Origin of the sequence: Mesorhizobium sp. CO1-1-7, from assembly GCF_020164885.1 — a bacterium.
Taxonomy (GTDB): domain Bacteria; phylum Pseudomonadota; class Alphaproteobacteria; order Rhizobiales; family Rhizobiaceae; genus Mesorhizobium; species Mesorhizobium australicum.
The window spans coordinates 144,293-162,456 of the sequence record NZ_JAIUHA010000009.1; the positions used below are offsets into that span (position 1 = coordinate 144,293).

Consider the following 18,164-nt stretch of genomic DNA (forward strand, 5'->3'; position numbering starts at 1 on the left):
TCGGCAGGGGGGCGCGTGAAACAAATTGGGACTAAAGCTAAAGAGGCTGCAAGATTTGTGACGGCGATGGCCAATGCTCGACGCCTGTTGATCATGCACCTCGTGCTCGACCGCGAATTGCCGGCTGAGGCGCTTCGAGAGCAACTGGGGCTTAGCTCGTCGGCACTGTCACAGCACATGGCCAAGTTACGCGCACTCGGCTTGGTCCGCGTCCGCCGCGACCGTGACAACATAGTTCACTATTCCTGTTGCAATGACTCGGCCCGCAAACTGCTTGCCCTGCTGGACCACGCTTATGGAAGTGGCCCTTCGAAGCAAAACGCAGACTTGGGAATTCCAGATTGAGCCCTTGCGGACCCCGCATGAGGGACTGTTAAGTCTATGCGGGAATCGACAGGGAAGGAACCGAGTTCATCCATTGGAATACCACCGGGCCTGTGCGGCGGCCTTCGTCAACCAATTGATGATGAGCGGCCCGGCTACCGAGGGGTTGATTTGGGCTTGAAGGTCCCCAACCGGGCCATGCCGGCGATCCCCCCCGGCAGAAGGATCATGAACTAATATTAGCAATAGCGCAAATACGAAACGGCGCCGGCATCAACGTCGTCAATATCGTAGCCCGATAGGATTCGTTCGCTATCTGGCACCATAGGCTTACCGTGCCCTGGTCGCCCGCGAGATTTACAGGCCGGCTGTCAGACGCCGATCGGCAACCCGTGAGCATGCTTCACCTGGCCCAACGCAAAGCTGGATTCGATCGAGGCCACGCCGTCGAGCCTGGTGAGTTTCTGCTTCAGGAAGGTTTCATATGCCTCTAGATCCTTGACGACGACACGCAGCAAGAAATCCATTTTTCCGGTCATCAAATAACATTCGACGACTTCCGGCCAACGACGGACCGCGCTCGAAAAACCATCGAGCTCTTCCTCCCGTTGTCGCTCAAGCTTGACGGAAGCAAAGGCGCTAACGGGCAATCCAACCTTCACCTGATCAACGATTGCCACGTAGGCTCTGATCACGCCTGATTTTTCGAGCATCCGCACTCGGCGCGCGCAAGGCGATGGAGAGAGCCCGGCGATCTCGCTGAGATCTTCCGTTGTCGCGTGAGCATCCGACTGAAGTGCAGCCAGCAACCTGCGATCGATATCGTCAATCACATCTTTTGGCATAGGTTTTTGTTTCCTGCATAAAAATTAGCTGAGTCCGGCCGAAGCGGCTCTAGCTTATCGCGCTTTTAGCCGCAATCGCCCGCTGGATTTTCCTATCCTCCCTCCTCTCGGTGGAGTTATAAAATGAACGATCCTCAACTCGCGTGCCTCAAGGAACTCGAAAGCAAGGTACTGTGGCTTTCCACATGGATGGTCCACAACGCCAACAACCTTCGGCCGAATGACGACGGGCTCAAAGTTGGAGGGCATCAGGCCTCGTCAGCATCGCTCACCACGCTCATGACTGCGCTATACTTCGCGGTCTTGCATCCAGAAGACAGGGTCGCGGTGAAACCGCATGCAAGTCCGGTCTTTCACGCCATCCAGTATCTCTTCGGCAACCAGACACGGTCGAAACTGGAATCCTTCCGCGCTTATGGAGGTGCGCAGTCCTATCCATCACGGACGAAGGATACGGACGATGTCGACTTCTCGACCGGGTCTGTCGGACTGGGCGTCGCGCAAACCCTGTTTTCCTCATTGGTGCAGGATTACCTTCGAGCAAAAGGCATGGCCAAGGACCGTCCGGAAGGCCGCATGGTCGCGCTTATTGGCGACGCCGAGATGGATGAGGGTAACATTTTTGAGGCTCTTCTCGAGGGTTGGAAACACGGTCTGCGCAACACGTGGTGGATCGTTGATTATAATCGCCAAAGCTTGGACGCGGTCGTAAGGGAGGGCTTGTGGGAGCGCTTCGTCTCTCTGTTTCGCGATTTCGGCTGGGAGGTGGTAATCCTCAAATACGGCTCCCTGCTCGAGCAAGCCTTCGAGGAGCCTGGGGGCGAGGCTTTACGCGCCTGGATCGACAATTGTCCCAACCAGCTCTATTCGGCTCTGGCTTATCAAGGTGGGGCAGCGTGGCGCAGACGCCTGCTCGATGAGATCGGTGACCAGGGTCAAATCTCCCGGTTGATTGAAAAGCGTTCGGACGAAGACCTTGCGTGCTTAATGACAAACCTTGGCGGTCATGATCTGCCCCTGTTGTTGAGGACCTTCGAAGAGGCCCGCAAGCATGACCGGCCGATCTGCTTTCTCGCCTACACGATCAAGGGATTCGGCCTGCCGCTGGCGGGCCACAAGGACAATCATGCAGGTTTGATGACCACCGCGCAGACCGAAGACCTGCGCGCTCGTCTTCGGATTCGGCCGGGCTGCGAATGGGAATTGTTTGAAGGTCTTCAGCTGCCTGCCGCTGAGCTGGCTGCTTTCCTCAAGGAAGCTCCATTCAATGCCCGGCGCCGTGGCCGCCACCGGGCACCGAAAATCGCTGTCCCTGAGGCGTTTGCCATAGAGGTGCAATCTCCTGTCTCCACACAGCACGGCTTCGGAATTCTCATCCACGAGGTCGCCAAGACGGAGACTGATCTGGCGAGACGGATCGTCACAACGTCGCCGGACGTCACCGTCTCAACCAATCTCGGCGCATGGGTCAATCGTCGGGGGCTCTTTGCCCGGGAAGAGAAGGCGGATCTATTCAAGAAGGAGCGGATCCCGTCGACCTTCAACTGGCAATTCTCGCCCAAAGGCCAGCATATCGAACTCGGCATCGCCGAGATGAACTTGTTTATAAACCTCTCGGCTCTGGGGCTTTCCCATTCGACATTTGGCGAGCGGCTTTTGCCGATAGGGACCCTTTATGACCCGTTCATCGAACGTGGGCTCGATGCGCTGAACTACGCCTGCTACCAAGATGCGCGCTTCATTGTCGTTGCCACCCCTTCCGGGATCAGTTTGGCGCCTGAAGGCGGCGCCCATCAATCGATAGCAACTCCACTTATCGGCATGGCTCAGGATGGGCTCGCCAGCTTTGAGCCAGCCTTCGTCGACGAGCTTGCAACCATTCTGCGATTTTCGTTTGACTACATCCAGCGCGATGGAGACACCCAGCCCGATCCCGTGACCTGGCTCAGGGATGCCACTGGAGGCTCGGTATATCTCAGACTGTCGACTCGGCCGATTGAACAACCCAAACGCGTCATTGATCAGACGTTGGCTGAAGACATCCTCAATGGAGGCTATTGGATGCGAAAGCCAGGGCCAAATGCCCAGATTGTGATCGCCTATACGGGAGCGGTTGCACCCGAAGCCATTGATGCGATTGGGTTGATTGCAGAGGATCGCCGCGATGTGGGCCTTTTGGCGGTAACGTCTGCAGATCGCCTGAATGCGGGATGGACGGCCGCGCAGCGCGCCAGGGAGCACGGCGTCGCCCATGCACAAAGCCCTGTTGAGCGACTGCTTGCCAGCGTCCCCTCACATTGTGGGCTCATCACCGTGCTTGACGGCCATCCCGCCACGCTTGCTTGGCTCGGATCCGTCGAGGGTCACAAGACCCGTTCACTGGGCGTGGAGCATTTCGGCCAGTCGGGCACCATCGCGGACCTTTATCGGCACCATGGAATTGACGCGCAAAGCATCGCGCGAGCCGCGCAGTCGCTTTCACCTGGAAGGCCAATCCGACACTTACGAGCGGCCGTCTAACATCTCGGCTCTACAAGGCGCGAAGGTGTCATTGGTCTAGCGCTCGCGCTCGTTGCGGTCACGCGGGTGCCTCTCTTCGATTTCCTGCTCCAATCCTGGCGTACGCTGCGCGGATTGCTGGTGTGGATCCTGTCGTGGCGAACTCGGCTCCGGCAGCCCTCTTTGTTGACCCGCTATTTTCCTGGGCAATCCCGTCCTTTCACCCGCACGTAGATCGCGGGGATCAAGAGCTTGATGGGCGCTGCGCAGCCGATCCTCCTGGGCAACCTCCCGGCTGCGGACCACAGGCGCATTCCCTGAAATCGGCTCGTGCTTTGAGTTCGATGTGGATTGAGGGGTTCGAGATCCGCTCTCAAACAACTGCGAAAGCTCGCCACTGCGAACTGGGGTGTTGTGGTCAGCTTCGCTGGCGGCAAGCTGTTGTTCCGAAATGCGGAGGTTTTCCCGCCGGACGGTCATCACTTCGCGCGCGGCTTCAACGACTTCGTTGAATTGTTTGCGCTCCCATGGCTCGATTGAGCGCTCAATGTCCGCCAGAATAGTCCCTATCCGCTTTTCGTATGCCTCGAACTCAGGACGTGTCATAGCAAGCATGGCAGCTTCCTCGCCTCCAAAAAGTTCCCGGGCCAAAACGGCTTTGGGGTCGTCCCCGTCCGGTGTTTGCCGAGAGAATTCATTCTCAGTCGCGATCTGGGTGAAACGTGACGCGGCCCGGATTCGTTCGAGCTGATCTGCGGCGAACTCGGCCACCTTCTTATCTTGGCTATCGCGCGCAATTGCGCTCCATGCCTGACCAACTTCCGTCACGTATTTGGTACTGCGGATGGACCTCGCCGCGTGACGGAGATTGGAACGTTTGGCTGCATAGCGTGCCTGTGCCGGCTGGCTGGTGCCCTCATGCTCGCTTCTGCCGACATAGCTGACAGGACGCACCTGAGTACGAGCATAGGCCGGCGCACTTGCAAACTCGCGGCGGTCGGTCAGCTCCATGCGGATTCCGTGCTCCCGGGCCTTCTCAGCCATCAGTGAGCGCCATTCCCGAAACTCCCGCGGGCTCGTCTCGATGCGTTCTCCTGTCTCCGCACGCATGGTGACGATCGCGTGGGCGTGGACATGGGGCCGCTTGCCACCCTGCCCTGCCACTTTTGGATCGTCAGACGGATCGTGCATGGCATAAACATACCGATGCCCGGGGAATTGATCGCCAAGGAACTCCCGCACGGCATCTCGAAATGCAGCTTGATCGGTGCCCGCGCGCGCCGAGGCGACCAGATGCATGATGTCGCGTCCTGTGCGGCTTTGCATCTGCTTGCGCCAGTCTTTCTGGACGAGATCGCCGGCTTGTTTGACAGTCTCGATATGGCTGTCCGTATCATCACGGACCCGCCCTTCGAAGCGCTCCACCATTTGGCGAATCCGGCTCGTTGCGAAGGCAACGCCATTGCCGTGACCGTGGAACAGAACCCGTGCCTGGACGTCGCTGCCGATCTTGCTCCTGTTCAACCGCTCTTGGGCGATTGCCGCGGCCTTCGCGTCGCCGGTCAGGCGCTCGCCATCCGGCCCGCGCAGGAGCAGGACCCCCTGCACCCGCAAACGCTCGCCGTCCGCTTGCTCCATTGCATAAACGAACCGGCGCTCGCCGAAGGCGGCGCGCAGGACGTGGCGAACGATTTGGTCATGCTCGCGATCGCTTGCCTTTAAGTTCACCGTCACCTGGAACAGACTTACGTCCCGGCTCGAGGCACGATTATCAAAAAGATGCTCCCATTCGGTGCGAAGTTGCAGCAGGCCCGCCTTGCCGATGATCTGCTCGCCCTTGTCGGTTTCTACGGCCAGTTCGCCATTCCGGGAGACGTAGCTCACCATCGCACCCATACGCGCTCCACGACCATAGGACGTGAGCTTGACCACCGCAGGCTGGCTCCCTTGAGCCACGGCTGTGAACCGTTGACGCATCGATCGGTTCGGCGCGACAGCTCCGGTGCGACAGGAACGCGCGCTGGCATTGTGGCCGGCGCGCGCCCTGTCCCCTCGCTTTACCGTTTCGTCTGGTGCCAACGCCACCCCGCCCCTTCGCCGCCAGTCACATTCATGCGCGTCGCGCCCCCGCTGCATTTCATGAAGCAGCGCTGCGCGACGCCGTTCCCACTCCCGTTCGAAAGCCCCCAGGAAAAATTCCATTAGCCAGCCCCCGAGCGCCGCGCCGCGCCGGCGCGTTTCTTCATCTGGGACAGCTCTGCAGCGACCGTCAATGAAATTGCGCGGGCATCATCGGCAGCTGCGGCGATATCCGAAACCGTGCTTAACCGCCCCGTGTTGAGCGCGCGTACGGCTTGATTGAGGCCATTGGCAACAGCACTCAGATCCGCGGCGAGGAGTTGTAGGATCGCGCGATCGGCATCATTGAGAAACGGGCGGATGCCCGCACCCTCGCAGGCGAGTGTGCGGATGAAGGCGGACACTGACATGCCGGCGCCATTCGCGGCCGATTTCATGACGGCAAGCTCATCCGGGGCGAACCGGATATGTGCGACCCTCTCCCGCCTCGGCGGCCGTCTTGCGATAGCTGCGCCGGCTCTCGTCATTACGCTTCTGCCTTGTTCGCGGCCGAAGCCGCGGATCGAGGGCCAGTCCCTCGATCGTCAGAAAAAACGTATCACGTTTTTGCGTATCCTGCCAACCGCTTTGACATCGAATTTTCCTGTTTACCGCAATTGAACTGATTTTTCTTGTAGTTTTGACTGTGTTTTTCTATATTGATGGAAATCCATCTGTCCACTGATCCACTTTCGAACAGATCTGGATTCAAGTGGATGTAGGAACACACGTTTATGAGGAGAGCTCGCTCATGCCTGTCGTGATCTCCGCCATCAATGGCAAGGGGGGCGCCGGCAAGACCACCGCCTTGATGAACATTGCTGGCGAGTACGCACTGCGCGGTTCAGCCGTGGCCATGGTCGACATGGACGGGAGAAGCAATCTGACCAAATGGTGGAGCGAGTGCCACGACAAGAACGCGCAGCCGGAAGGCATCAGCGTTTTCAGCCACAAGACCGCCAAGTCCTTGGACGCGTTCGTTGAGCGCCATGGCCACCGTTTCGATTACCTCCTCATCGACACGCCTGGAGAGGATATTTCTACGATCGATCCGGTGATTGGTTGGTCCGACCTGGTGATATCTCCTGTGCAGCCGTCTAAACGCGAGGTCCTTGGCGCGATCGACTGCTTTCACTCCGTACTCAGGATCAACGAGGCTCGCGCCAGCGCATGCCGGCATGGTGTTTTGCGAACCCGCATCTCGATGACGGTTCGCCAGACAGAGCTCTACCGCAAGATTAGGCCAATCATTGAGGACAAGGTCGGAACCTATCTGTTTCGTACCGAGGTTATGGAGCGTAACGTCTACAAGGACATTCAAAACGGCATCGGCACTCTCCAGATGCAGACGCTGTCCGAGGCTGTCGCCAAAGCGCGGCGCGAGACCCAAGAGATCGTGAGCGAAATCGATGCACTGCTGAGCTCCGGCGCAGAAGCGGGGCCCGCTTGATGAGCGGCAGGGAAACCCTGTCGCTCGACGAGTTCGCGCTCGCTGCCAGGAAGCAAGCGGTGAGAGGTGATGAAGATCGTGCGTCGGATCTAGTCAGCACTGACCCTAACTCAGACCGCACGTCGCCGAACCGGAGCGACCTTCGACAGGAGGCCCGAAAAGCCTTGCGCCGGATGAAACGAGAGCGCGTTAAGGGGCAAAGCTGCTTTGTCAATGTGAACCTCGACCGGCCAACCAAGCGCCGCTTGAAACTGGCAGCCTTCCATGACGACACAACGATGCAGGCAATCGTGGAAGCGGCGATCGTCAAGTATTTGGACGAGCTAGGCCTATAACTCCAGCCACGTGGTTCTTCCCTGGCGGATCGCGGAATTTGATGTCAGACCCCTCCCCTGCTAGACTCGCGGTCAAGTTGGCTCTGATTTTTCTCACATCGGGCAATTTGAGGTGGAAAGGCACGTCCTATCGATGTGCTTTCTCGACACGCACAGGAGCTGGCAAAAGCCCTCGAAATGGCAATCAAGGACCTTCAGAAATACATTCACGAGCACGCACTCACCGAAACGGAAGACGCCGAATCCGAAAAGCCGGTCTACAGGAAACCCGGCTTCGAAGGCGTACGGAGCTTCGGCGATATGGAGAAGGCCTTCGGTCGGTTTGTGCGCGAACGCCGCGAAGCCAGAAGGCTCAATCGCGCCCAGATGGGAACCATGGTCGGCCTGCATGAGACTATCTTTGCACGCTATGAGCGGGCCTTTTCGAAGCTGCATGCGACGAGACTCATTCATGTTTGCGAGATTCTCGACTGCTCACCGATCGAAATGATCCATTTTGCTGCCCCGCATTTTTTCGGCCAGAACCGGCAAGAAGCTGACGATAAGCTGAAACTGATTTTGCGTGTGCTTGATATGCCGGCTTCGTCGGCATCAGGCCTGTTGAACCTTGTCGAGGGTCTCGCCGGCGCAAGTGCCGGAGACGATCCGGGCGATCGATGATGCGATCGCCGCGCCCTGTCCCCGATTCCCGGCCGGCGGCAACGTGCTCATGCCGGCCGCAACTGGCCCGGCCCGAAAGCCCGCTATTCGATCAAAGTTTTGAATCGGTCTCGAACCACCGATTCAGAAAATGCATTGGACGGTATTTGGGCGAACGCAGATAATCCGATGCATGAAGCACGCGACCCATCCACTGTTCCTGCGGCGCATAGACAGTGCCCGCAACATGGCGCGGTACTATGTCATGGCATTGCAACCCACGCTGTTCGGTGACGTGTCCCTTGTACGGCAATGGGGCCGCATCGGCACACGTGGGCGTCAGAAAGTCGAGTTTTTCGACGATTGCCTGCAAGCAGCTGCGGCGCTGTCGCGGCTCGCCGCGCAAAAGTCCAATCGGGGATATTCGGCCAATCCCCATGAGGTCTCCCCGGCAGGTGCGCCCGATCCGGCGTGCCAGCCGGTGCCGTTTGCCGGCAAGGCATCACAGATGATCATCACGACCCCTGGCACGAAGTAAGCAGGCAGGCGTGGCGCATCGATGCTGCGCCCAATTCCAAATGACCTCATGCCTCGCCTTTGCGCCAAGCGCCCGGCCTGTTCGGCGGGCGCTGCGCGGTCGGTTGCCGGTGCCAGGCCATCGAGAACGGAACAGCGAAAACCTGCCCCCTCCTTGTCCCCAACAGGTTGGCGCATTGGGCCGCTGAAGCGACGATCGTCTGACGCCCCGGGATCGTCGGGGACCCTGTTGGCTTGAGCGCCGTGGGTGACCCTTCGCCGACAAAGGGCTCGCGACCCGTCGGATGAGCAGGCTTGCGGTCGAGCTTTCGCCGCCGGAGTTCTCGCCTTGTCCCTTCGCAGGATCGCGGCGCCCCGGGGGAGCGCCGCGTCCAATGCGTGGCCGCCTCAGCGCGACCATATGAGAGCGTATCCCTCGTCATTCTCGACCAGGCTCGCGTAGATCGGAGCGGGGAAGCTTGGATCATCAAGCTTGACGGAGTGGTATTCTCGGCCGGTTTCCTTGGCTGCCTTCTTCCAGCCGGCGCCAATCTCGATGGTCCCTGCGAGGGCCCGAAGGTCGGGCGACTTATCGCTTTCCTTCTCGGCCTCGATCAGGCGGGCCTTGATGTTGAGGTTGAGCGTCTTGATAACTCCGACAAACGAGCCGTCTTCGTTGCGAGTGAAAGTGCCGATCTGAGCCATGGGTTTTCTCCTTGCTGTATCAGGTCGCGACCATCGCGGCCTTGATGGCGATCGCAGGGCACCACGCGACCGGCCCGCACCCGCAGGGCTAAAACGCGAGTGGAAGGCAGCGCAGCGCCGAGCTTCTTGGCGCGCGAGGAAGCCGCGCGCAGCACGGCGGGGAAGAAGGTCGGCATGGCTGTTGCGGGATCGAAGTCGGGCTGCGCAGCAGCTGGACGCGGTGTGAGATACGCCACCAAGAAAGGCCGTAGTGGACGCTCCTCTGGTAACTGCGTGGAGCAGAGGACCCTCGGCCAGGCCAAAACCGCCGCTGGCGATGCTATGTCCAATATCCAGGCGCGATCCTGAGGCCCGGCAAGTGTGACCGTGATAATGCGGGTATCTCGGAGGGGCCGCGAAGCGATGGCTCAGTCCGGTGGCATTGAGGGCGCGGGCTGAAGATCGTGCAGGAAGGCGACGGCTCGCTGTGCATGACCGGCAGCGGAAAAGATCGCCCGCTTGTCGCTGGCAAGGACCTGAAGCCAGGAGGCGAGATAGCTCGCGTGATCCGGCCGCGGCTCGAGTTCCGGCGCGATGCCCAGATCCGCGCAAAGGAAGCAGCTGCCAAGTTCGGCAATGAGCTCCTCCCGCGCCCGCTCGCTGCGATCCTTGGCATACCGGCTGAGGTCGCGGTTCACCCGTTGCGGCGCCGATGTCCAATGTGTGGCCTCGTGGCTGAGCGTCGCGACATAGGCCGCCGCATCGCGGAAGGCTTGGAGCGGCGGCATCTGGATATGGTCGGTCGCAGGCGAAAAGTAAGCGCGATCGCCGCCGTGTCGGATGACCGCACCGGTGTTGGCAAAGAAGCGGTCGGCGTGAACGATATGCTCGACCGGCTCACGAACCGGCTCAACCCGCTCATAAAGCTGGTCGGGCAGACCCTCGATCTGGCCGGCGTTGAAGACGCTGTAGGCTTTGAGAAACGGGATCTCGCGGTCGAACTCCTCGCCCGAGGCGTCGATTTGCGTCTTGGTGAGGCGGCCTGCGAAGACCACCAGGGTGCCCGACTCTCCCTTGCGCACCGCCCCGCCGAGCTCGAGCGCCTGCTTGAAGGTCATCCACATCGGGCTGGAGAAGCCCCGCGCGATTGCCTCTGACCACAGCAACAACACGTTCATGCCGTTGTAGGGCATGCCGTTATGCCGTATCGGTCGGGTCACCCGACCGACGGCGGTGGCGCAGTGCCATGGCTGCATCCAGGGGCGGACGCCCCTCTCGAGATCGGCGACAATCCGATCGGTGATCCGCGCATAGATGTCGACGCGCGGCCCTTTTCTGCTCATCTCTCTGAACCTCTGGTTTTGGAGGCCGCGCCGATCGCGGCCCGTCACGGTCCGCCGGTGGCGAAGGAAGACGGGCAGCGCACCCGCAGGGCCATAGCGCCAGCGAAGGACGGCGCAGCCGTTGCGCTGACTGTCTTGCTGCGCCAGGACCGCGGGAAAGACGGGGCGCGAAAGAGGCGGCGCTGGGCGCCGCCTCGATACGTCTCGCAAGAAGGGTCGGCTCAGCGAATCGCACGGCCGCCCCGGTAGGGATCGTATTCGCAGAGGATTTCGACCTCTGCGTCATCGAGCTCGTCGGCGGGCAGGATGCCGAATTCGGCGTCGACCTGGAAGAGAACGACTGGGGCCATGAGGGTGCGGGCGAGATGCCAGGCGGCCTTCTGGGCAAGAGTGAGATCGTGCGACATCTGAGGGCTCCATCTTGGAGCGGGCCAATCCCCGCTCAATGGCTGCGTCGGGGTGCGGCGGCGGGCGCGATCATCGCGAGGCGACAGCCGAGCGGCCGCAGCTTGCTAGCGGACCCCTTGCGGGTTGATCGTGGAAGACCGCGCCGCACCAGGAAAGCCATCACGAAAGAGCGGGATTGGATTGCTCAAGTCCGGGCCGGCAGTGCTCGGCCGCATCCGATGTCACTGGCCTGAAGGCGGCTCCATGGATCGGCAGCGTGACCGCGGCGGCCATTCTGTCGGACATTTGGCGCGGCCGGGCGACCTGCCGGACCCAAGCTGAGCAGCGTTGGAATTGCCGCGGCAACGTGATCTCTCAACGGCTGTGTAGTGCCTGACCCATCTTTATCGATCCTTGAGGCAAATCCGCATGCGCCACCAACACTCGAGCCAACGGGTCGCCCTAGGACCATCCGTTGAGTTGGCGGGTCCCGGGTTCAGTAGACCTCCCCCGCCGAGGCAGGCGGGAGAAGTTGGGGCGCGGCAAGCGAAGAGCGGGGCAGAGCCCCGCCCTGAAGGCGCCTACCCGAGAGCTGCCATCTGCAGCTCGGCCGCCTTGCGGTCGACTGTGGGGCCAGAGTTCTCGACCGACCGCTCGAAAGGCTTCAGACCTCGCCAACAACGTGCTCATAGGCGATGATGGCCCCCTCGGCGGCCATGCGCAAAGCGTGGGCCTGGAGTGCCATGTCCGCAGCGAACTCGCGCTGGCGCTGGGCGGCGCTGTCGAAACCAACGGGACCACCGACATCTTCGTCCCGATCGTCACAGGCGGACTTGGCGGTTGCGTCGCGAGCTTGGGAGACCGCCCGGCTGTAGAACTGGCCGGCGCCGTAGGCGGACCCGACGAAGGCCCCGACGACGCGCTGCAGGTGGATCTGCATGGCGCGCTCGCCAAGCCCCTCGTCCAGCGCTGCTGCGGTGTCGACGATCAGCTTTTCGTGCAGGTCGCGGATGCCGTCGCTGTCGAGGACAGGCAGGCCGAAGCTCTCGGAAACGCGAGAGCACTGCGCGGCATCGGGGCAGGCGAACCGCACCATCTGCAAGGTGGTTGCCTTGCGCAGCGGCACCACGCGAGCGGTAGAGCGAGGATTGGCAGCTTTCTTGATCATGACACATCCTTTCTTCGGTTTCCGAAGCGCAGACCGGCTCCGTGCCGGCCCGCCCTCGGGCGCGGACCCACAGAACCGGCCGAGCGGCGTTCGCTTCAAGGTCCGGGTGGACCGAGGCGAGCAGGGCAGGTTTGCGGCCAAGCAGGGCTCCTTCCCAGCCCTCGCGCGGGACGCGGGGCTGCTATGCCGAGACTGGATCGCTCCGGCCGCCGCGCGGCGCGGAACGCGGCCTTGAAGTGAACGACCGCCGGTTCAGGACCGCTTCAAGCCCGGGGAGGACCGGCACGGGCCTAGTTATCGAAACGGAAAGGGAAGGACAGGCGCTCAAGACCATGTGCCTGACCAGCGGGCTGGACCTGTCCCATCGTGCCGCGAGCACCCTTACCAAGACGGTGCCGGTGTGCTTGCCGGATGCGGTATCGCCGGCAGCGCGCCAGGTCTCGCGCGAACAACTGCATCGCTCCACCTGCTCGCAGATATCCCCGCCTCGCCCTGCAGGTCGACAACTGTTGGCGATTGCTTGTCCGCCGCGCCAGCTAGCCGCGGCAACGCGTCAATCTCCGGCTGCCGCTCCGCCAGGAAGGGTGTGAACGGGCCCCGCAACTCCGCCTCGACGGCGCGGCTTAACCCGACGAGACGCTTTGGTCACCCAATCGGATAGCCAAGCTCCAAGAGCCATGCTTGGCGGCTGCGCGACGCGGGGCCGATATGAACGAGTTCGACATAGTCGCCGGCCGGTCGGAGACCCGCACCGATCTCGGGGCGCTCGATGGCAGTGGAGCGCAGAGCTGGGCCTGGCGAGCAAGTGCGGCGGACCCGGATCGCGACCACTCCGCGGCTCATGGCCGGCTTCATGCAGGCACATCCCCTATGGCGCACCATCTTCTTCAGCCCTTCCGGACAGCTTCCTGCGGCTGCCACCGCGACCGGAGGGGTCAAGACCGCTCCTCCCCATCCTTTTGCGCCTTCATGTCAGGTCGGCATTCCAGTCGTCTAATTCTGGGCGCAGCCGCTCGGCGCTGCATCCGACCGCCTCGGCGAGCGCTAGAACCCTGCCGGCATAGACCTCGCCCTGGGCATTGTTGTCGGTGGCGGCGACGAGTTGGACACCTGCCCTGACAGCAAGCGCGTGGATCGCTGCGTGCGTACCCGGCGACCAGCCACCGGCCGTGCTGAGGTACAGAGTGTCGGGACGAAGCTGTTCCAGCGCAGCGAGACTTAGGGCGTCGATGGCCGCCTCGGTGACGCAGAGGCGGGACGCCTCCGGGCGGCCGAAGCGGAACAGTACCTTGGCACCGGCGGTGGCAAAGCCGCGCCAGTGCAGTCCACGTTCTTCCCAGCCGGTGACGGAGCCATCTGCATCAGTGTGCGCCGCCCACATGCTGCCATGCGGCCCCTCGCGCAGGAGACCGGCCATAACCGCGGCGCGCAGAATCGGCTCGGGGAGATGGCGACCGTCTCGCAGGTAGCGCCAAGTCGCCGATCCGAGCCATGGCTTGCGCCGGGCCTGCCAGCGATCTGCTATCGACAGTTCGGGCTGCCGCTGACGGAAGCTGCGCTGCCACACCGGCGCGGTAACCGCGATACCAACGAGGTCCGCGACTTCGTTGATCGCCGTGACGAAGGGAATGCCCTCGAGATGCTCAAGCAGCCCGAAGACATCTCCCTTGGCATCCGAGAGCGGGTCGAACCAGCCCTTGCCCTCGTGGATAACAATGATTATCGATGCGTCGCGGCGATATTTCATCGCCTTGCGCGTGCTTTCCTTGAGATCGAGGGCGAAGCCCGCGTGCTCAAGCACGGCGGCGCAGGGCACCTTGTCCTTCAGCTCTTCAAGCTTTACTTTTTCCATCTTCGCTCGCGCACCTTGTCGCGCTCCCTGTTTCGAGTCCGCCCAATATTCTCTGGACAGGGACCGGAGGCCGCGAAGAGCAAGGCAGGCAAGGGCGCGGGCGTGATGCGCATTTGTGCCGGGTTTGCGAGGCAGACGAGACCGCGGCGCCGCTTCCCTTGCCGGGCGCAGCACGCAAGCGGCAGCGATGACCAATGATTTCGGCAGCACTTCTCGTCAGCAACGCACACAGTGTGGATATGTCCGTTTTCGTCGAGGCGCGATCCGTGGCTCCTGGAGCGGTCACCTTGGCGCAGCGCGGCAACCCGGCCGCTGCCGGTGCCGGCCGGCAGCGCTACCTGTAACTGGCGCGCGCCATTAGGCCCCGACGCGGGTGCCTGGCATATTCTTGATTCCTAATGGAACAAAGAGCGCCAAGTCAGATTTGAAAAGGTCCGCTGGCTTTGGAGCCGCGGGTGGCTGCCCTCCGCCAGGCCGGCCTGCGCTGTCAGGCGCAGGCCACACGACGACAGGATTACACCCATGAAACGTCTCCCCCTTTTTCTGCTCAGTTTGGGCGCCATGATGATCCCCACAACACTGCTGGGTGCGGCGCAATGGGAGGGCTTTGGCATCAAGCATCTCGGGTTCGTATTCGACGTTCCCCCGGGGTTTGCACTTGCCCAACGCACCGATCAAGGGGCAGCCTTCGAAGGCCGACACAAAGCATTTCTTGCCGTCTGGGGGGCGCAACTCGGCAAGGCAAGCTTTCGCACCGAGATCGAGCATCGCATTGCCGTGAACGAGAACGACGGCTGGAAGGTGACCTATAAGCGAGTGACGCCGCAATGGGCCAGCTATTCAGGAGTGAAGGAGGGCCAGATCCTTTATGTCCGGGCTATCAAGATTTGCCGGAACAGAGCTGCATTGTTTACCGTCAACTATGCTCGCACCGAGAAGGTCCCTTATGATCCGCTTATCATTCGCATGGTCAAATCACTGAAGGTCCAGGGCTGCTGAGGGTCGGTTACATGGCGCGCCAGCCGAATTGCGTTTTAGAGACAGGCGGCTCGCTTCTGTGTCGAACCATGCAGAACGTCAGCAACCTCGTTGTCCCGTGGCCAATGCGCAGCACCGACTCCTCGGCCGCTCCTCAAGTTCAACGGATCGGCTACGCGCTGCCAGCGGCGTCCAGCGAGGTCGGTCACCTCGGGCTCGCCAGCGGCCACCTGATGCAAGGGGCAGCCGTAGGAGCGTCAGCCCTTGCGGCGCGCAGGCGCGACGCGGGACCGACTGCAACGACGAGACCGGTTAAAAGGGTAGCCTAAGGAGCGTCAGCATGGCGCCGCCGCAGGCGGGACGCGGGACAGACTACCCCCGGCCAGGAGTGCCGTATCGATTGCCGGAACGCTGCGCTGCGCGTTGGTCAGCCTTCTATGGCTCGGCCCGGCTGGGCTTCCTATGCAGAGGCGCGCGCTGACACGACCCCGAGAAGCTCTTGAAGCTCCCCCTTGGGCAGTGGCCTCGACAGTAGAAAGCCTTGGAGCTGGTCACAGCCGAGCTCGCGCAGGTAATCGCATTGGCTTTCGGTCTCGACCCCTTCGGCAGTTGTACTAAGTCCCGTCGCACGGGCCAGGTTGATAATCGCCTGAACGATGGCCTCGTCACCGTTGGAACGACCAAAGCCCTGCACGAAGCTTCGGTCGATCTTGATCCTGTCGACTTCCAGCGTCTGCAGTCTTCCCAAGGAGGAGAAGCCGGTGCCGAAATCGTCGAGTGCAAAGCGCACCCCGATGCTGCGCAGAGCCTCGATGTTGTTTCGGCATTCGCTCCGGCGCTCCGACAGAGCGCTTTCGGTAACTTCGATTTCGAGCCGCCGCGGGTCCATGTGCGTCTCCAACAAGATACTGGTCACCCGCATGGCGAAACTGGGATTATTCAGCTGCAGGGCCGACACATTCACCGCCAAGGTCTCGATGGGCCAGTCCGCCGCGTCAAGGCACGCCTGCCTGAGAACCAGTTCGCCAAGCTTTTCAATCAGACCGGTTTCCTCCGATAGCGGTATGAACAAATCCGGTGCAACCCAGCCCCGCTCCGGATCAGACCAGCGGGCCAGCGCTTCGACACCCGTCATCCGGTTTGTGTCAGCGTCGTATAGGGGCTGATAGTGGACCTGGATCCGACCGGTTGCATCCAGCGCGTTGCGCAGGTCTTGTTCCATGCCTTTGCGCATCGCCAGCGTCCGATCCATCTCATGCCCAAAGAAGGCGTAGCTGCTGCGGCCCCCCGCTTTGGCATGGTAGAGCGCCACGTCGGCTTTCCGCACCAACTCGACCGTGTCCAACCCGTCCTTGGGTGCAACCGCCACGCCGACACTCACGCCGACAAAGACTTGGATCCCGGCGACCTGAAACGGCCGACGGGCGGACTCGATCAAGTGCTCGCACAGCGCCTTGACCTCATCCTCGCCGCCGACCGAACGCTGAATGATGACGAATTCATCGCCGCTCAGACGCGCCACCGTGTCTCCTTCAGTCGTCAGCCGCCTTAGCCGGTCGGCGAATTCCCTGAGCAATTCGTCACCCGCTGGATGGCCAAAGCTGTCGTTGACCTGCTTGAAGCGGTCGAGGTCGAGGTAAAGAACCGCGAGCTGCTCGCCCGTCGACGGCAGGCGCGCCAATGCATCTGCCAGACGCTCGTTGAACTGACCGCGATTGGGCAGCGCGGTAAGCAGATCGTTATGAGCGAGGTGGTAGATCCGATCCTCGGTTTCGATCAGCTTTAGTGTCCGCCTGCGAAAGCCGACGAGGGCCATGATGACGCCCGCCAGCACCAGGCCGAACAAGGGGACGAGAACGGGCACGAGTTGAAAGAGGACAAATGCTCCGGGCCGGTACGGCCGCCAAACGAAGAAGCCGATAGTTCCAGATCGGTCGACAACGGGATAGGAAGCCTCTCCGGACGCAAGCTTATCGGCCCAGGAGAACCGCGCGCCATCGAGCAGATAGTCTTGGCGCAAGGCGGTGAGAAAACTGCCGTCGAGATAGCGAACGGCCACATGCAGGAATTCCTGGCCTGGCACCTGCGCGATGCGGCCACTGTCGGAAACCACGGGCTTGATGCTGACGACCGCGGGATGGCCGGCGACAACGGCCAGATCGGAGGCGCCTATGGTGAGCACCTGTTCCGTCACACCTTCGGTATCGCCTCGTTTCAACCTTGCCCTCAAAGTCTGGACCAGGGGCGTGGTGGTCGCGCGTATGGCGCGGTAGCTGCCCGGGTCAGCTGTCGACCCATCGGTGAACGCGTAGACCGGCGCATCATTGGCATCGAGAATATAAGCCTGGTCGTGACCGAAATAGGTGTGCATCCAGCTGCCGAGATTGGTATCGAGCCATTTCGCATCGCCGCTGCGCAGTGCGTTGACCGCGTCGTCCCAAACCGTGACGCTCTCCTGGTCGTGCGCTACTGCGCTCTCCAGCTTGGACGTGATCAGTCCAACCAGACTTTTCTGCCGCGCCGCGGCAACGTGGTCAGTCTGGATCGTGGACCAAAGCAATAGACCTGTCGCGGCTGCTGCAATGAGCAGTGTCAGCCCAATGACGGGCAAAGCCGTTCGCATCAGGAAGAGACGACCGGTCGGTTCGGCAAAATGTCGCAGCAGTTTCATGAGATCGCTATAAGCGATGAACACTTCTGGACCGTTAAAAGGCCCTGCGCGACAAGGGGCCGCGCGTGCCCTGCCCGGCAGGCTTGTTCGGGGTCGCTACATCGCCGCGGAGCCGACGCGCCAGTCCGGCGACGAATAGGATGAAAACCGGCGAGAGCTGGACGAGGCGGCGGCAGCCACGGCATCTGAGACCACAACGTCAACAGCTTTTCAGATCAACTGATCCGCTTCTGGGATGGTCTACCAGGACCTATCGCACGGTACAAAGCGCCTTGGGTTAAACTGTGAGGATAGGGATAGACGCGCGACGTGTCTGTCAGCAGGCACATCGCCATCCCGGATATATGCAATTTCG

The 18,164-nt window shown here is 61.5% G+C and carries 15 protein-coding genes and 1 pseudogene; 7 read left to right on the forward strand and 9 right to left on the reverse strand.

Annotated elements, in window-relative coordinates:
* The first annotated feature begins 15 nt into the window (after positions 1-15).
* Entirely contained in the window at positions 16-345 is a 330-nt protein-coding gene (locus tag LB516_RS20720) for an ArsR/SmtB family transcription factor (RefSeq protein WP_224643194.1), read from the forward strand.
* 350 nt (positions 346-695) lie between these two features.
* Here LB516_RS20720 and LB516_RS20725 read toward each other — a convergent pair whose 3' ends face one another.
* Positions 696-1,169: an Lrp/AsnC family transcriptional regulator gene (locus tag LB516_RS20725; protein ID WP_140620416.1), complete on the reverse strand. Its 474-nt coding sequence runs from the start codon at positions 1,167-1,169 to the stop codon at positions 696-698.
* Positions 1,170-1,292: 123 nt separating this feature from the next.
* Here LB516_RS20725 and LB516_RS20730 point away from each other — a divergent pair, with 123 nt between their 5' ends.
* Positions 1,293-3,689: a 1-deoxy-D-xylulose-5-phosphate synthase N-terminal domain-containing protein gene (locus tag LB516_RS20730; protein WP_224643193.1), complete on the forward strand. Its 2,397-nt coding sequence runs from the start codon at positions 1,293-1,295 to the stop codon at positions 3,687-3,689.
* A gap of 36 nt (positions 3,690-3,725) precedes the next feature.
* Here the strand turns inward: LB516_RS20730 and LB516_RS20735 are convergent, their stop codons facing one another.
* Both LB516_RS20735 and LB516_RS20740 read right to left on the reverse strand, forming a co-directional pair.
* Positions 3,726-5,870 carry a relaxase/mobilization nuclease domain-containing protein gene (locus LB516_RS20735; protein ID WP_224720304.1) on the reverse strand — a complete coding sequence of 715 codons (2,145 nt, stop codon included), beginning with the start codon at positions 5,868-5,870 and terminating at the stop codon, positions 3,726-3,728.
* Positions 5,870-6,274 (reverse strand): plasmid mobilization protein, encoded by a 405-nt coding sequence (locus LB516_RS20740; RefSeq protein ID WP_411969411.1) that lies wholly within the window; start codon positions 6,272-6,274, stop codon positions 5,870-5,872. The genes LB516_RS20735 and LB516_RS20740 overlap by 1 nt, the downstream gene beginning before the upstream one ends.
* A 263-nt stretch (positions 6,275-6,537) precedes the next feature.
* On the opposite strand from LB516_RS20740, the gene LB516_RS20745 reads away from it, so the two are divergent.
* From LB516_RS20745 to LB516_RS20760, 4 genes are all read left to right on the forward strand, one after another.
* A complete protein-coding gene (locus tag LB516_RS20745; RefSeq protein ID WP_140620424.1) occupies positions 6,538-7,236 on the forward strand; it encodes a ParA family protein in 699 nt (232 codons plus the stop codon).
* Positions 7,236-7,571, forward strand: coding sequence for a hypothetical protein (locus LB516_RS20750; RefSeq protein ID WP_140620426.1), 336 nt, complete (start codon positions 7,236-7,238; stop codon positions 7,569-7,571). Before LB516_RS20745 ends, LB516_RS20750 begins: the two co-directional genes overlap by 1 nt.
* A gap of 177 nt (positions 7,572-7,748) precedes the next feature.
* Positions 7,749-8,231, forward strand: a complete 483-nt coding sequence (locus LB516_RS20755) for a helix-turn-helix domain-containing protein (protein WP_140620428.1) — start codon at positions 7,749-7,751, stop codon at positions 8,229-8,231.
* Between the two features lie 172 nt (positions 8,232-8,403).
* Positions 8,404-8,748: a WGR domain-containing protein gene (locus tag LB516_RS20760; protein WP_411969413.1), complete on the forward strand. Its 345-nt coding sequence runs from the start codon at positions 8,404-8,406 to the stop codon at positions 8,746-8,748.
* 386 nt (positions 8,749-9,134) lie between these two features.
* Here the strand turns inward: LB516_RS20760 and LB516_RS20765 are convergent, their stop codons facing one another.
* The 5 genes and pseudogenes from LB516_RS20765 to LB516_RS20785 form a co-directional block, all read right to left on the reverse strand.
* Positions 9,135-9,431, reverse strand: coding sequence for a DUF736 domain-containing protein (locus LB516_RS20765; RefSeq protein ID WP_140716087.1), 297 nt, complete (start codon positions 9,429-9,431; stop codon positions 9,135-9,137).
* A gap of 407 nt (positions 9,432-9,838) precedes the next feature.
* A complete protein-coding gene (locus LB516_RS20770; RefSeq protein ID WP_140620434.1) occupies positions 9,839-10,753 on the reverse strand; it encodes an ArdC family protein in 915 nt (304 codons plus the stop codon).
* A gap of 221 nt (positions 10,754-10,974) precedes the next feature.
* Positions 10,975-11,160 carry a hypothetical protein gene (locus LB516_RS20775; protein WP_140620436.1) on the reverse strand — a complete coding sequence of 62 codons (186 nt, stop codon included), beginning with the start codon at positions 11,158-11,160 and terminating at the stop codon, positions 10,975-10,977.
* 561 nt (positions 11,161-11,721) lie between these two features.
* Positions 11,722-12,308: pseudogene (locus tag LB516_RS20780) on the reverse strand (hypothetical protein).
* Positions 12,309-13,275: 967 nt separating this feature from the next.
* Positions 13,276-14,160: a DUF3991 and toprim domain-containing protein gene (locus LB516_RS20785; protein WP_140620440.1), complete on the reverse strand. Its 885-nt coding sequence runs from the start codon at positions 14,158-14,160 to the stop codon at positions 13,276-13,278.
* 522 nt (positions 14,161-14,682) lie between these two features.
* Here LB516_RS20785 and LB516_RS20790 point away from each other — a divergent pair.
* Positions 14,683-15,159 (forward strand): hypothetical protein, encoded by a 477-nt coding sequence (locus LB516_RS20790; RefSeq protein WP_140661269.1) that lies wholly within the window; start codon positions 14,683-14,685, stop codon positions 15,157-15,159.
* A 439-nt stretch (positions 15,160-15,598) separates the two neighbouring features.
* Here the strand turns inward: LB516_RS20790 and LB516_RS20795 are convergent, their stop codons facing one another.
* Positions 15,599-17,809, reverse strand: coding sequence for a putative bifunctional diguanylate cyclase/phosphodiesterase (locus tag LB516_RS20795; protein ID WP_140661270.1), 2,211 nt, complete (start codon positions 17,807-17,809; stop codon positions 15,599-15,601).
* Positions 17,810-18,164 lie beyond the last annotated feature (355 nt).